This is a genomic window from Gammaproteobacteria bacterium (genome assembly GCA_013214945.1).
Classification (GTDB): Bacteria; Pseudomonadota; Gammaproteobacteria; order Enterobacterales; family Psychrobiaceae; genus Psychrobium.
On record JABSRT010000008.1, the window covers coordinates 1 to 15,519 of the forward strand.

General features: G+C 43.5%; 15 protein-coding genes. 6 read left to right on the forward strand and 9 right to left on the reverse strand.

From position 1 onward, the window contains the following. From HRU23_07400 to HRU23_07425, 6 genes are all read right to left on the reverse strand, one after another. Positions 1 to 144 (reverse strand): hypothetical protein (locus tag HRU23_07400; GenBank protein ID NRA53956.1); only part of this gene is annotated, 144 nt, incomplete at its 3' end. Positions 145 to 405: 261 nt separating this feature from the next. Continuing rightward, entirely contained in the window at positions 406 to 927 is a 522-nt protein-coding gene (locus HRU23_07405; protein ID NRA53957.1) for a DUF2867 domain-containing protein, read from the reverse strand. Between the two features lie 120 nt (positions 928 to 1,047). Continuing rightward, positions 1,048 to 1,398: a hypothetical protein gene (locus HRU23_07410; GenBank protein ID NRA53958.1), complete on the reverse strand. Its 351-nt coding sequence runs from the start codon at positions 1,396 to 1,398 to the stop codon at positions 1,048 to 1,050. A gap of 508 nt (positions 1,399 to 1,906) precedes the next feature. Then, on the reverse strand, positions 1,907 to 3,091 hold the full coding sequence (locus HRU23_07415; GenBank protein ID NRA53959.1) for a hypothetical protein: 1,185 nt from the start codon (positions 3,089 to 3,091) through the stop codon (positions 1,907 to 1,909). 33 nt (positions 3,092 to 3,124) lie between these two features. Further along, positions 3,125 to 3,730 (reverse strand): hypothetical protein, encoded by a 606-nt coding sequence (locus tag HRU23_07420; GenBank protein NRA53960.1) that lies wholly within the window; start codon positions 3,728 to 3,730, stop codon positions 3,125 to 3,127. Positions 3,731 to 3,907: 177 nt separating this feature from the next. After that, positions 3,908 to 4,618, reverse strand: a complete 711-nt coding sequence (locus HRU23_07425) for a PEP-CTERM sorting domain-containing protein (protein ID NRA53961.1) — start codon at positions 4,616 to 4,618, stop codon at positions 3,908 to 3,910. Positions 4,619 to 5,272: 654 nt separating this feature from the next. Here HRU23_07425 and HRU23_07430 point away from each other — a divergent pair. Next, entirely contained in the window at positions 5,273 to 6,046 is a 774-nt protein-coding gene (locus tag HRU23_07430) for a transporter substrate-binding domain-containing protein (GenBank protein ID NRA53962.1), read from the forward strand. Between the two features lie 169 nt (positions 6,047 to 6,215). Here the strand turns inward: HRU23_07430 and HRU23_07435 are convergent, their stop codons facing one another. From HRU23_07435 to HRU23_07445, 3 genes are all read right to left on the reverse strand, one after another. Further along, entirely contained in the window at positions 6,216 to 6,530 is a 315-nt protein-coding gene (locus HRU23_07435; protein NRA53963.1) for a pyrimidine/purine nucleoside phosphorylase, read from the reverse strand. A 79-nt stretch (positions 6,531 to 6,609) separates the two neighbouring features. Continuing rightward, positions 6,610 to 7,431, reverse strand: coding sequence for a pyrroline-5-carboxylate reductase (locus tag HRU23_07440; protein NRA53964.1), 822 nt, complete (start codon positions 7,429 to 7,431; stop codon positions 6,610 to 6,612). Between the two features lie 11 nt (positions 7,432 to 7,442). Beyond that, the gene (locus tag HRU23_07445) at positions 7,443 to 8,483 is read right to left on the reverse strand and encodes a zinc-dependent alcohol dehydrogenase family protein (protein ID NRA53965.1); all 1,041 of its coding nucleotides are present in this window, start codon (positions 8,481 to 8,483) and stop codon (positions 7,443 to 7,445) included. A 307-nt stretch (positions 8,484 to 8,790) separates the two neighbouring features. Between HRU23_07445 and HRU23_07450 the strand changes: the two genes are divergently transcribed. The 5 genes from HRU23_07450 (at position 8,791) to HRU23_07470 (ending at position 15,277) form a co-directional block, all read left to right on the forward strand. Next, complete coding sequence (locus tag HRU23_07450) at positions 8,791 to 9,255, forward strand: Lrp/AsnC family transcriptional regulator (GenBank protein ID NRA53966.1); 465 nt, start codon at positions 8,791 to 8,793, stop codon at positions 9,253 to 9,255. Between the two features lie 448 nt (positions 9,256 to 9,703). Next, positions 9,704 to 11,341 (forward strand): peptide ABC transporter substrate-binding protein, encoded by a 1,638-nt coding sequence (locus HRU23_07455; GenBank protein NRA53967.1) that lies wholly within the window; start codon positions 9,704 to 9,706, stop codon positions 11,339 to 11,341. 172 nt (positions 11,342 to 11,513) lie between these two features. Further along, positions 11,514 to 12,437 (forward strand): oligopeptide ABC transporter permease OppB, encoded by a 924-nt coding sequence (gene oppB, locus HRU23_07460; GenBank protein NRA53968.1) that lies wholly within the window; start codon positions 11,514 to 11,516, stop codon positions 12,435 to 12,437. 13 nt (positions 12,438 to 12,450) lie between these two features. Next, complete coding sequence (locus HRU23_07465; protein ID NRA53969.1) at positions 12,451 to 13,380, forward strand: ABC transporter permease subunit; 930 nt, start codon at positions 12,451 to 12,453, stop codon at positions 13,378 to 13,380. 10 nt (positions 13,381 to 13,390) lie between these two features. Further along, positions 13,391 to 15,277: an ABC transporter ATP-binding protein gene (locus HRU23_07470; GenBank protein NRA53970.1), complete on the forward strand. Its 1,887-nt coding sequence runs from the start codon at positions 13,391 to 13,393 to the stop codon at positions 15,275 to 15,277. Positions 15,278 to 15,519 lie beyond the last annotated feature (242 nt).

Sequence of the window (15,519 nt, forward strand, 5' to 3'; positions counted from 1 at the left end):
CCAGACGATTGGATAGAAGTGATAAAGAACTTTAGGCGGCAATATGGTCACTTTGCTGGCAGCGAATACGCGTTGCGGCAATGCGCAAACGACCACGGGCAGTGTTGGCATAAAGGCGTCGGTTAACACACCAAGTAAATACATACCCCAACAGCTTTAGGCTGGCATTGTCATGCCTGCAATTCGACAATTGTGAGTAAATCGGGCATGGGTTACCTTACAAAAAATCAGTTCGAGAAAAACACTAAAACAGAGACCAAGAGAGGGCAGTTAGTAACCAATTGACTCAAGACATTTAGCCGTCTAAATTATGTGGGTGTCTAAAATTAGGTTGTCCCAAAAGTAGTTGTCTAAAATGGCGACGAAGGAGCAAAAGGTAACTGTTTTTTGTCCTTGTTGATTTGCTTAGGCATCAGAGCCTTCCGCTCGTTTTATCGATGACGGTACAATTAATTTATGCATTGGCTCCACGAACAACATATATAACTTACCAAAAAAATTATGAACATGCACTACGGTCGAAATTGAAACTAGATGGGCTTTACCTATCTGAGTATACACGGAAACTTTTACATCTAAGTGTTTATCCGAGTCACCTAATATAATTTCGCTATCACTTAAAAAAAGTAAAGTGAATATTCCAACCCTATCACCAACTTGATATTCATTAATTAATTTATTAGCGTCTAAGTCTCCTAAGTGGCCAATATTTTTTAACCCAAACATTGATACTATTTTATTTCTGCTTGCCATTAAAAAGTTAACCCAAGCAGGTATTTGAGCTGCGTGATCTAACCAAATTTGAAGTGCTACTCGATATTCTTTACTCGAATAAAAAGAATAAGAGTCTGAATAGTAAGAGCCTTTCAGGCTTTTAAATACTTCACTATTTATTGGGACGCTTACTTTCTTAACAGGAAACACAATACTCAAATACTCCGTTGATGCCTCAACGCCAACCTAAATCGCAGCTTACTGGTGCAGGTTTTTGCGCCTTTTGTTTTGCAAAAAATGCGACAGTAAAAGCTGTCGGATTTTAGGTTCTTATTATGTTGCAGGTTGACCACTGCTTTCAAGTACGGGGCTGTAAATACCCCAAATAGCAAATGGAACTAACAATAATGACAACACAAAAAGACAAATTAGTAATTTCATCGACTTACTACTTTTACCTTTACTGACTTTATAAAGAATAAAGGCTGAAATTAAGCCCAATATTCCCCAGTAGCGATAAGTGCCAATTAAGACATAAGTTTGAATTGGCAACTCAGCTTCAAAAGAGTCAAATATTCTTTCGAATTGCTGAATAACTAGAAAAGCTCCATACGCAAACAAACCAAAATAAAGCGTTGAAACAGTAGCTGCTATTATTTGAAAATTACTCTTAATCTGATTCATGAACTCCATCTCCTTGTGCAACATAACAGCATACTATCCAGATTCCGCGATAATCTCGAAATCCAAACGTAAAATTAAAACAAACTCTAAACCTAAAGTCACATTATAACAATGATTTAAAACAAAATTCAGAACAAAACTTCAATAATACTCCCGTGGAGAAATTGCCAGCGGGTTTATTGAGAACGCTGTGCCTGATACACACAGTAAAGACAAATTAACTTGTTTAGTTTCAATGAAATAAAAATAGGCTTCGAGATTGTCAGGAATTATTCTGTCGTGATAATCCCGTAAAGTGTGATAAACCTGCGACACTTCATTACGCCTGTGCAAGTAACCAGTTTACGAAAAGCAAGCTAGAAACTTAAAGTCCTAAATCCTGAGCCCTAAGTCAGAAGTTTGCCATGATTACCTTTGAACTTTCGCGAGCTGCAATACGCTACCAAACCTTACGCTACTAACACCTTACGAGAGAGCTCCCATAAGGTGTTAGTTAAGATTTTACAGCCTAGGGAGTCCTATTACTGAGAACTAAGGAAAAATCTAGAGTATTAATAACTCCATCGCCGTTGACATCGGCACTTGCACAGCTTGGGTTAGTGGCGATATTTTTTCTAAAACATGCTCTGACAGCCATAAAGTCATTCATATCTACGACGTTATCGCCGTTAACATCATAGGGATTTGGGCTAGCACCTCCGGCCTCCAGTTGTTCGATCTTAACTTCGATGCCATCGAGTAGGGTGTTGTAATAAATAAGAGCCTGCTCGAGTAAATTAAGATTGAGCCCCTCGACTGTCAATGCGTCGTTATTTGCCATAGCCGTTGCAACATGGCGTAACTGTCGTAACAAACCAGCGCGACCAAGTGAAATCATATTATCTTCGGCAGCACTATGAATGCCTAAGGCGACACCGTTGGTAAAAGAAGGATTACCAGTGTCAGTACCCAATAGCAGCGCAGGTTTTTCTGTGAATCCGGTTAATTGTGGGCAGGTGAAATCACAGTTATATACATCGGGCAACACGGGATCGATCAAGCAGGTGTTCGTCTCGGGTGCTGGTAAAAGTACAGCGGCACCAAAGGGGGTAACTCCTACGATTGCTGATTGATCAGGCACCGCAGCAAAAAGGAAAGGCAGCGTTTCATTTGGAACACCGGCACCTGAACAATCATAAAGTGGGGCGGTGCCATCACTGAAAATCAAGTCTGTATCAACGGTCGATTTTACTTCAATACTGAGGTAATGAGCCCCATGATTAGCCGATGCATTGGCAGCAACGTTCCAGCTTTGTCCAAGCTGATCGTTAACCGTCAAATCAGTAAAGCGAATTCGGGTATTATTTTCCTTTAATTTGAGACTGTGGTTATTAAAGGATTCGCCATTAACGCAATCGAAGCCGACGCACGCATTTGCAGTTACTGGAGCACAAGTAAACTCACAAACAGTGCCAACACAGCTAGCAATAATAGGCGCAGGAATAACGATGGGGTCTCCTGCTGGGATCAAACCTACAGATTGACTTGGGTCCAGTGGAAAAAATTGCAATGTCGGTGCACTACAATCATAGGCAGGCACAGTGCCATCACTGGTACCAGCCAAAATCAAGTCATCTAAAATCACCTGATCAGCATTACTATTGAACGCGGCTAAAAAACCGATTATCAGCCACAAGTTTATTCTTTTTTTCATGACAATATCTCTACAGTTAAATATGCCTAAGAATTATGGAATTAAATTATCGACGCGAGTGGTTAAATTATCAATGCGTGTACCGATCAGGTTTAATTTTGTTTGAAAATCAACCTGCATCTGATCTAACTGGCTCTTGTTGACAGCGTCGGTGGCGTTGGTGCCATTTGCTACGTGAACAATTTTTCTCTCGATCCCTGGAGCGCCGACAGAGACAGCGTTAGGCTCAATAGCTGAATTTGCCCCCAGCCCAATACCACCAGATTCAGTGGCAGGCAGACTAAGTACTGTGGCACCGTTACCGAACTTAACCACAAAGCGGCTGACATCGTTGACATCGTCTTCAACGCCGGCGCTCCAATCGCTACTGGGAAAACTGGATGTCGAACTGGTATCTTCAAACCTGATCATTGGCGTGTCTGATTTTAGTTTGAGGGTGTCAAACCCAAATTCTTCACCATTGCTACAACCAGCCCCTACGCACTGAGAGCCATCGACGATTAGGTCGTCGAGAATGACCTGGTCTGCAGCAGTGCTAAAGCTAAAAATAAGTGGAAGAATTGCAGCGGTATAGATAAGCTTTTTAAAATGTTTCATTTTATACGTATTCCTATGTCGAAGGGGCAGTTGCACCCCCATAATTAAATTCCCCTGACGCTAATAAGCAGCTAAATATCGCAGATACCCTATTAGGATATTAAAGCGATTACTGCTGTACTCATTAATTCCTTAAAGCGTTTGATTCATCTACTTATTGTTGTCAAGTTTCACTTAAGTTTGTCTGTCATTTATCATGATAAATGACGGATTTTTAATTCAATTATTCTTTCTTTGTCTCGTTAAGCTAATGCCAGCGACTCCTAGCAGGAATAGGGAAAATATTGTCGGCTCGGGTATCCCCGTTGGGTCTCTGACTGTGACCGTGCCTAGCAGTAAAGTTTCAGGCAGGGGAGCTCCCATAAATGCGGTAGCTGCTGTGCCAAATGGCGAGCCTGAGGCTAAAATATCACTGGTTCCTGCCATTAGGGCGGTGAAATCAAGCGAAAAAATGGCTGTAGGTAAGCCGGGTGAGATGCTGAACAGAGACATTAGTTCTATTAAGCCAATAGCGCCACTGCCGGCGCCAAAACCTGGTGCAACGGTAGGTGGGAATACTCCCGCGCCGCCTGGTATTAAAGAAGGTGCTGCGAATGTAAAGAAATCGAAAGTAGATGGGCTGTTGACAGCTAAGGTTGGCAGCCAGGTAGCGCCAATTGGCCCAGCGCCAAGTACAGCTCCCGCATGATTATAAAAGGTCTCTATAAGCAAGGTATCGAAAGTAGCAGGTGAGACTACAAGTCCGTCATCTGCTATCAATACTTCGATGGTGAATGTTGCCCCGGTAGTGACACTAAGTGTGCTCTGAATTCCTGCTGTCGAAGGGTCAAGGTCAACTGATATTATTGGCGATGCTGCTAACGGTAGTGCAGCCAAGGACAATAAGCAGCTTGCTATTAATGCCCTTAATTTAGTTTTAGATCTATTCATTTGTCGTTCTCCCAAAATTAAAATGTTGGGCTCATCGAGTAACTTCTTATTATACGTATAGGCCCAGTGATATCTTGCGAACACAACTAAAGTAGTGCTGATACAACTTTAGCATTGCAAGTACAACTTAAGTGCTGCATATATTGTGCCTACAACCAATATCAATGACTTACACTATGTTTGTTGTTGGTTAAATTATGAGGTGTAAAATAAACTGACATGGATTATAGGACGGTTTAAAAAACAGCTTCATGAGCTTTAATTGTATTGAAATATAAGGATTTTTTAGCGACCTAGCTCTGGACTCGCGCTATGAACGAGTAATATTAAATAGTGCTATGCAAATAATGTTTAACGACAAGCAACACAACCAATAAACACTGCTTATTCCTTGATGGCCGCAGCGTATCGCGTGCTAATAATTACCTCCATTAATCACTCGCTGAGTGATTTGGCTGAAATATTGAACAAGTGTAATCATAGGGCCTCGGCTTTTACGATTGTTTCACTCATGCTGCCACCCCAGTTGTAAATATTTTTGACGTTGGCTTGGCAACGTAGATATTTGCCCCGTTCAATCAGCTCTGAGCAAGAAATATCAAGACTTTCAACTATAATTAATAGGATTCAATCCTGCCTAAGAGCTGATGTGCGATGAAACTAATTCCGCTGTTGATGTCATTATTCTTTTTCCTTGGGGGGTTGGTTTGGGGTAAAGAACTTTCATTTGTTACCCATCCTTTAAGCCCCTTTGTATATCAAGATAATGGCAAGTTAGCTGGTGTTGCGGTTGATCTAGTGCGGTTAATGATGAAAGAGCATAATTACCAGCCATCATTTGTGCTGATGCCATTTCCCCGCGTATTACGCCTAGTGCAAACCCAAACTGATATGGTAGGGTTTATTGTCGCTAGAACTCCAGAACGTGAAGATACTGTAAAATGGGTCGGGCCATTAATTAGTTCGGGCGTATATCTATATAAACGCAAGGGGCATAAAATTTCACAAACGACACTGTCTGAACTTAACGGCAAATACACGATTGGTGTCGCAAAAAGTAATGCCGACCATGCGTATTTAACCAAGTTGAATTTCGAAACAATTTACCCAGTTAGTCACCAGTTGCAAACGCTTAAGATGTTACTGCGAGGGCGGGTAGATCTGATCCCTGTCAGTGAGTTAGTGCTGCCAGCGATGGCTGAAAAAGCAGATATAGATATCAGCGGCATTGAACGTACTTCAATTAAATTATATGACTCTGTTCTGTATTTGGCCTTTTCAAGTAACGTTGACCAAGCCGAGATAGAAAATTGGCAACTTGCCCTTGATAAGTTAAAAGTAACGGGGAAATATCAGAGAATTATCGACAAATATATTTTAAATGACGAGCACACAAAACAATCAACCAAAAGTAAAAATCACGATTAGCACGGTTAGTTACATCGTTTTTAGGGAAATATCAGCGCATACCTAGGCTGTAACGCTTTAACTATTTAGTGTTAGGCCAAGTAAGGGACATAAATCATCGTGACTTTATAGCTTACATCCCAGACACCCGTGGCAGCTTAGGCTAAGTTATCGCTGACAATCTACATCATTACTTAAAATAAGAGCAACAGTAATCTGTCACGCTATGTATCTGTACCTTAAAAGTTTCGTTGGCGGGGACATTAAACGATTGCCCTGCAACAATCTCCTGCCACTTATCTTCACCAGGTAGCAAAACGGTTAGCTTACCCGCTAAGATCTCCATTATCTCTGCTTCAGCAGTGTTAAATTCGTAACTACCTGGCATCATAATACCTAATGTTTTGATGCTCGAATCAGCAAACGTTACGGTTCGGCTAGTTACATGGCCGTCAAAGTAGAAGTTTGCTTTTTTAACTAAGGTTATGTTGTTAAATGTCGACATAAATATTGTTCCTTACTATCAATATAAGCTTAAGTATTCGGTTGTCTAAGTGAAAAGTAGTTAACTACTTTTCCCCTAATTACCTCCCCCCTAATTGTTGCGCCCGGACAAATGCGGCGTTGACGGCGCCACCGACCATAGGAATAAGCCCAGCGTCTGAAAAATAGTTCAACGCGCTTTCGGTGGTGCCTCCTGGCGATGTTATTTGCTGTCTCAGGTGCGACAAACTATTGTCTGAGCTAATGGCGAGTTGAGCTGCACCCAGCGCCGTTTGGCAAGTAAGTCGGTGCGCCTCTTCTTCAGAGAACCCCAGCTCAATTGCCGCTTTAATCATGCCTTCCATCATTAATAAGAAATAAGCAGGGCCACTACCCGATATTGCGGTAATAGCATTGATGCTTTCTTCTTGTGTTACTTCAATACAATCGCCGCAAGACTGGGCGACAGCCATTGCCTGAATCTTTTGCTCGGGGCTGGTATTTTCGTTGGCAAATAACCCCGACATTCCGTAACTAATCATCGCAGGCATGTTTGGCATTAAACGCACCACGGCGCTATTTCCACCTAATTTATTAACCAGTTGAGCGACTGTTACTCCAGCCGCAATAGAGATAAATAGTTTGCCTTGGCTATCACAGTGTTCAGCAATATCTTTAATAACAAGATCGATGACTTGTGGTTTAACAGCGAGAATTACAATGTCTGATTTTTGCACTGCTTCAGCACTGTTGTTGGTGGTTAACACACCAAAGTCAGTATTGAGTCGGGTGGTCGTTTGGGTTGATGGATCTGAAACAATGATGCTGGCGGGCGTCTGACCTTTGGCAATCAGCCCACCAATCATTGCGCTGGCCATGTTACCGCCACCAATAAAGGCAACTGTTGGTAATGTATTACTCATAATATGCCCCGCTAGAATGTTGTAATAACGGTTACACCTGGAATGCCAGGTTGGTCCATGGTGGTCAGTGCATCGATAGACTGCTCAAGGCTAATGGTGCGGCCAAGCAGTTTTTCGGGTTGTAACTTTCCTGACAGCATCATGGCTAACATCGCGTCGTAACGATGCGCTTGCATGCCGTGGCTGCCTATTATTTCTAACTCGTTACCAATCACTTTATCCATCGGGATACGAGGGTTGGCATGATCGGCTAATAACAAGCCAACTTGAATATGCTTGCCACGCTTCCTTAGGCTATTGATTGAATTGACACAGGTCAGCGGGTGGCCTAACGCATCTAAAGATACATGCGCGCCACCGCGAGTAATTTCATGGATTGCTTCGGGAACACTCGCGACATTATTAGCATTAATAGTCGCGACAGCCCCTAACGAGCGCGCTAGCGCAAGTGTGTCGTCTGAAATGTCAATCGCAATTACGTTGGCGCCAATTGCATTAGCAATCATCACGGCAGACAAACCAACCCCGCCACAACCATGGATGGTTACCCATTGACCGGCAGATACCTTGCCTTGGTCAACAATGGCGCGAAACGAGGTAACAAAGCGACAACCCAAACTAGCAGCCGTGGTAAAGTCTAAATCTTGGGGCAGGGTAACTAAGTTAACATCAGCGTGATCAATGGCTACATATTCGGCAAATGATCCCCAATGGGTAAAACCTGGCTGAGTTTGGTCACCACACACCTGATGATTACCAGTATTACACTCAAAGCAAGAGCCACAGCCACTGATAAAAGGAACGGTAACACGGTCGCCTATTTTAAAACGGCTAACGTCGCTACCGATTGCTTCAATAATGCCAGCAAACTCATGGCCAGGAACATGCGGAAGTTCAATGCCTGAATCATGGCCCATCCAGCCGTGCCAGTCGCTGCGACAAACACCGGTAGCCTTAACTTTTATAACCACACCGTGTGATTGTGGGGTCGGATCTGCAACCGTCATGATTTTGGGTGTTTGGGTGAAATTTTCGTAAACTACAGCTTTCATAATGTCAGTGCCTTTAATGTTAGTAATGAATTTACATTAACGAATATCGTACTATTGTGCCTTGGAATTACATTGCTATTTTCAACAGTAATTGTCAGGCATCAGAAATAATCCCCTCAAAGTTGGCTAAATAATGAAATATTCCTGCGGTTAGGCGATAACCACGGTGAGATAAGCTCCGGCAGTAGTTGTATGTCTTCGATTTGGCGTAGCCCCTTAATTTGAAATGAGCTTGCATTGGCGATTGAAACCGCACAAGATTGAAATATAATTTCGATTTTTTACAACAAGTGAGCAGATACCGCCTATGAGTGAGTTAAGCAAGGTAGATATTGATATTTTGGAACGTTTGCAACGAGATGGTCGGCTGACAAATGCCAAGCTTGCCACCGAGCTGTCTTTAAGTGAAACACCTTGCTGGCGCCGGGTTAAAAAACTAGAAGATCAAGGTTATATTGAAAGTTATCAGGCCAATCTTGACCGACGTAAACTGGGTTATGGTGTTATGGCCTTTGTTCAGCTCACTTATATTGAGCATGACGAAGAGACAACCAAAAATTTTGAACAGGTTATTCTTAACTGCGGTAATGTTTTGTCGTGCCACAATACGACGGGCGAAGCCGACTTCTTGTTGCAGGTGGTTGCCAAAGATCTCGATGATTACAGTCGATTTGTTGATCAAGTATTAAGAAAGCTAAGCGGTATTTCAGCAATAAGGTCCAGTATCTCGTTAAGGGAACTAAAATCATCTAGCCGATTGCCTCTGGACTAGTTGCCAGCGATTATAACTAAGCGCAATGTTTGTGGTGAAGAGATCGGAGTGTGAACTTTGCCCCAATCGTTATCATTTGGCGGCACCATTAATTTTAATATCAGTACTACTAGCACCAGCGCCACTGTCGCCTAGTCGCGCGATCAATACTGAGCAACCTTACTTTTGATTATTGCTTATTATATTCTCCCAACTTCAATCAACTTCAAGCTTATGCCTAATTTATAATAGTTGACATCATTGGCTGTCATTGTGCTAATGTATTGTTCTTTAATGTATTTGTTGGTGTGCGTTAAGCGCTGAAATGAAAGTCTAGCTTCGGCTTTGAACTAACTAATGTAAAAAACACCTAGGACCTAATCCGATTTTTGCGTCAAGCTAAAAGCACTGATATGGTGTTACAGATTATTTTTTGAAATCTTTTAAATCTTATAAGGAATATATTTTGATGGATTATAATAAAAATTCAAACTCCATAGCACTGGTTGCTGTCATTGCAGCAGTTACTTCCTTTACTACAATGTCTGCGTTTGCTGCGACTCACCCAGTAACCGGTGAAGCGCTAGCTGCAGATCAAAGTTATAACTACCGCTTACTCGATGGGATCCCCAGCCTTGACCCACAGTTAGTTGAAGCTGTTGAAAGCTCGGTCATCGTAAGAGATCTTTTCGAAGGTCTGTTAAACCAAGATGAACTGGGCAACAATGTGCCTGGCGTCGCGCTGCGGTACGATGTTTCTGATGATAAAAAAACCTATACTTTTCATCTAAGAAAATCTAATTGGTCAAATGGTGAGCCAGTCACCGCGCACGACTTTGTCTATGCGTGGCAGCGTGCTGTCGATCCGGCTACCGCCTCTCCTTATGCGTGGTATATGGAAATGATGGCGATTAAGAATGGTGCCGCGATCATCAAAAAGGGTATGTCACCCAAGAAGTTAGGGGTTGAGGCTGTTGATGATTATACGTTCAAAGTAAGCTTAGAAGCTCCGCTGCCTTATTTCCCGAGCATGGTAACGCATACCACTACGTTCCCTTCACCTAAGGCGGCGGTTGAAAAATTTGGCAAAGACTGGACCCGTCCAGGCAACATCGTCTCAAACGGTGCCTACGTGTTAACGCAATGGACCTTAAAAGAAAAAAATGTGCGCGAGCGCAATACTAACTACTGGAACAACGACCAGACCATTTTAAATAAAGTCACGGCATTGGTGATCAATGATGAAAACCAGGCGCTGATCCGTTTTAAAGCGGGCGATATCGATAAAACAGAGATCCCCGCAGGTCAGTATCCCGCCATGAAAAAGTCTCACCCAGACGAAGCTTACTCTTTCCCACGTTTATGTAATTATTATTACACCTTCAATTTATCGGACTCTGGCCCTGCAGCGTTTAAAGATGTACGAGTTAGAAAAGCGCTGTCGTATGCACTCGATCGCAATATCATCGTTAAAAACGTGCTCAAAGGCGGGCAATTCCCTGCCTATACTTTCACCCCAGGAGCAACAGCGGGCTTTGAAATACCACAAGTAAAATACGCTAATTGGACCCAGAAACAGCGTGACGCTAAGGCCGTAGAGCTGTTAGCTGCTGCTGGATACAGCAAAGCTAATCCGCTTGAGTTTGACATGTTGTACAATACAGACGAAGCACACAAGAAAGTCGCCACGGTTATTTCACAAATGTGGAAACAGAAATTAGGGGTTAAAGCGGTGCTGGCCAATCAAGAGTGGAAAACATTCTTAGAGACCCGTAAAAAGCAAGCGTTCCAACTGGCTCGCGGTGCTTGGTGTGGTGATTACAACGAAGCTTCTACCTTCCTCGACTTAATGACCACTCAAGCGGGCTACAACCATGGCAAGTGGCTCAACAAAGAAGTCGATAGTTTAATGAGCGCGGCTAAAACCAGTGCTACGCCTAATGTAAACTACACCAAAGTAGAGCAGTTGATGGCCGACGAAATGCCGGTTATTCCCGTATATCACTACACCGGTATTTACATGATCAGAAATACCTTAAAGGGCTGGCCGACCAAAAACGTTCAACAAACTATTTATAGCCGGACCTTCTACAAAACGGCCAAATAGAACTTGTTAAAGACTTCGCCCGCAACCGGGCTAAGTCTTTTCGCCATCGCATTTTATGTTTACTAGGTGCTTATCTTGTCTCTATTTTAGTCTTGTGACATCACAACTCAACAATGTTAACGATTGCGACAAGGTAGTTCGCGTTTTTGAGTGATATTGAAGGTTATTTCACATGTTTAGTTTTATTATCCGGCGCAGCTTGTCGTCGATACCAACGATTTTAATTTTAATTGTTATTTCATTTGCCTTAATGCGCTTATCACCAGGCAGTCCATTTTCGACCGATCGGGGCCTACCGCCCGAAGTGCTGGCCAATTTAGAAGCTAAATACGGGCTAAATTTACCTTGGTTTGAACAATTATTTATCTACCTTAAAGGCATAATAATTGATTTCGATTTTGGTCCTTCCTTTAAGTACAAAGACCGATCAGTCAATGATATTTTGGCCCAGGGCTTTCCCGTTACTTTAACTTACGGGATTTGGTCCTTTGTGGTGGCGGTTGCCGTGGGGATCCCACTCGGAATAGCCGCCGCAGTGCGACACAATACTAAGCTTGATTATGCGGCCGTTGGCTTCTCGATTGGCGCGCAAGTTTTACCCAACTTTGTGATGGCGCCTATTTTGGTGATTATCTTCACCCTATGGCTTAATTGGTTACCCGGTGGCGGTTGGAACGGCGGCCAATGGCAGTATGTGATTATGCCAGTTATCGCGTTATCAACCAGCTATATGGCTAGCATTGCACGTATCACTCGTTCTTCGATGTTAGAGGTATTACATGCCAATTATATTCGCACCGCCAAAGCGAAGGGTCTGCCAATGCGCAGCATTATCTTGCGTCATGCACTTAAACCAGCGCTGCTGCCGGTTGTTTCTTATTTAGGGCCAGCTTTCGTCTATATGATCACCGGCTCAGTTATCATTGATATTTATTTCAGTACTGGGGGCATGGGGCAGTTTTTTGTCGATGCTGCACTGAACCGCGATTACTCACTACTGATGGGGGTCACTATTGTGTTTGGCGTGATGACCATTTTGTTTAATACCTTGGTAGATATTACATACGCTTGGCTCGATCCCAAGATTAGACTCTAAGAGAAAGATTAAAATGCTAGTAAACAATAAGAAAATTTCAGGGGTGGTTGAAGCTAGTGCTCACTCTAACCCGATTAAAGGGCGCTCACAGTGGCAAGATGCAATGCGCCGCTTCAAACGTAACAAAGCCGCTTTAATCAGCGTTTTTGTATTAGCCGCGATGATTATAATTTCATTTGTTGGCCCGGCGTTCAGTCAGTGGGACTATGAAACTATCGACTGGAGCCTAATCGGCAATGCCGCTGAAATGGGCGCACCGCAAATTGAAAACGGCCACTTTTTTGGCACCGATGATTTAGGTCGAGATATGTTTTCTCGGGTAATGCAGGGCACGCAAATTTCATTGATGGTGGGCATTATTGGGACCGTAGTAGCGGTGTTGGTCGGGGTGCTTTATGGCGCGACGGCGGGTTACTTTGGTGGTCGTATCGACAATATAATGATGCGTTTTGTCGATATTCTAATGTCTATTCCTTATATGTTCATCCTCATTATTTTATTTGTGATGTTCGGGCGTTCAGTTTACATCCTCTTTATTGGCTTGGGGCTGTTCTCTTGGATGGATATGGCACGGATTGTCCGCGGGCAAACATTGACCCTAAAACACAAAGAGTTTATTGAAGCGGCGGTCGCTGCTGGGGTTTCAGATTTCAAGATAATAGTTCGTCATATCGTGCCAAATTTACTCGGCATTGTGGTGGTTTATACCTCGTTAATGATCCCAAACCTTATCTTATTAGAGAGTTTTATCTCTTTTCTAGGCCTGGGTATTCAGGAGCCTTTAACTTCTTGGGGGGCGCTGATCAGCGATGGTGCTAAAACCATCCAGTACGGTACTCTTTGGCAACTGGCATTTCCGTTGGGCTTCTTTATTACCGGCCTATTTTGTTTCTTCTTTATTGGCGATGGACTGCGTGATGCATTCGATCCTAAAGATCGCTAGGACAAGTATCATGACACTAATCACTAAACCCAGTACTACACCCAATATCACACCCAGTATTACATCGAGCATTAAACCTATTTTTAGGGTCGAAAACCTAAAAATAAGTTTTACGACTCCAGACGGTGACGTTGAAGCCGTTAAAGGGGTCAGTTTTAAGATTAATCCCGGGGAATGTGTTGGCATTGTCGGCGAAAGTGGATCGGGTAAAAGTCAGACCTTTATGGCCGCCATGGGTTTGTTGGCTAGAAATGGCTCGGCCACTGGCAAGATCATTTTTGAAGATCACAACTTGTTGGCATTGAGTACCGAACAACTAAACCTCGTGCGCGGCAAAAACATGTCGATGATTTTTCAAGATCCGTTGACATCGCTGACCCCGCATTTAACCATTTTAGAGCAAATGCGAGAAGTCACTGCGTTACATATGGATTTGAGTCGCGCCGAGACAGATAAGGTTTGTGTTGAGTGGATCGACCGAGTGCGAATAGCTGAAGGTAAACGCCGGTTAAATCAATATCCACACGAGCTTTCAGGAGGAATGCGCCAACGGGTGATGATTGCAATGTCGATGCTGTGTAGCCCGTCACTACTGATTGCCGATGAGCCAACCACGGCGTTAGATGTTACCGTGCAGGCAGAAATTCTCGACTTAATGGACGAACTCAAACGTGAAAAGGGCACGGCCATTGCCTTAATCACGCATGATATGGGCGTAGTAGCACGGATGTGCGACCGTTTGCACGTAATGCGCCATGGTCAGTACGTTGAAGAGGGGCAAGCGGAAGATATTTTCTATCGCCCTCAGCATGATTACACCAAGATGTTACTCGATTCAATGCCGCGCATTGATAATCCTGAACAGACTTCTCACCACAAATTACGACCTATCGCCGACGATGTGAGCGGTGCTGATTTTCTAAAAGTAGATAATCTTAAAGTGCACTTTAACATTAAAGTGGGCGGTAGTATTTGGCCTAAAACGTTGCCGTTAAAGGCCGTAGACGGGGTTAGCTTCGAATTGCGCCCCGGTGAAACACTGGGCATAGTGGGCGAGAGTGGCTGCGGTAAATCGACCTTGGCCCGCGCCGTGTTACAGCTTATTCCACCGACAGCAGGCACTGTGGCTTGGTTGGGCAAACCATTAAGTGGCTTAAATAAACATGAGTTAAAAGACAAACGCAAAGATTTGCAAATAGTGTTCCAAGATCCCCTCGCGAGCTTAGATCCCCGCATGACTATTTCCGATTCTATTATGGAGCCACTGCTGACCTTTGCCAGTGACATGTCACGCACCGCAATGAAAGAGACGGTAATGACGATGATGGATCGAGTAGGCTTAGATCGTAATATGATTAACCGCTATCCCCACGAATTATCCGGCGGGCAGAATCAGCGGGTAGGTATTGCCCGCGCCATGATCATGAAACCTAAGTTAGTGATTTGTGACGAGGCTGTATCGGCACTGGATGTTTCAGTACAAGCACAAATTATTGAATTGTTGATGGACTTACAGCAGGAATTTAAACTATCAATTTTGTTTATCTCGCACGACTTAGCCGTGGTACGTGAAGTATCACACCGTATTATGGTGCTCTATTTGGGCAGGGTGGTCGAACTGGCACCGAGCAAAACCATTTACGCCAATCCCGTGCATCCTTATACCAAACAGCTAATTTCGGCGGTGCCGGTTCCCGACCCAAAAATAGAGCGGGCTCGCAAGTCGATTAAAATTCCGGGTGAGCTTCCCTCGCCAATGGATCCGACGGCGCAACTCAAATTTTTGCCATCTAAATTGGCAGGTGCGACAGGTTACCAACCTAAGTTGCTTGAACACAGCCCTGGGCATTTTGTCGCCGAGCACGATCTATTGGAAGTGCTATTAGCAGTGGACTAATGCATTATCACTCAGATATTGATACATATTACGTAAACTCGCGGTGAATATATCCGTATACGCTCAATTTTTCGTCCATGAAAAATACGGTTTACTCCACATGCACCGATATCTGACAAACACAGGCGTTATACTTTAAACGCTGTTATCGCGAGACAATATTGTGCGATTACCAGCATAAAAAAGCGAAGCTCATTTGAGCTTCGCTTTTTATTTTTACTAGGGCCGTAGCGGTGCATAGC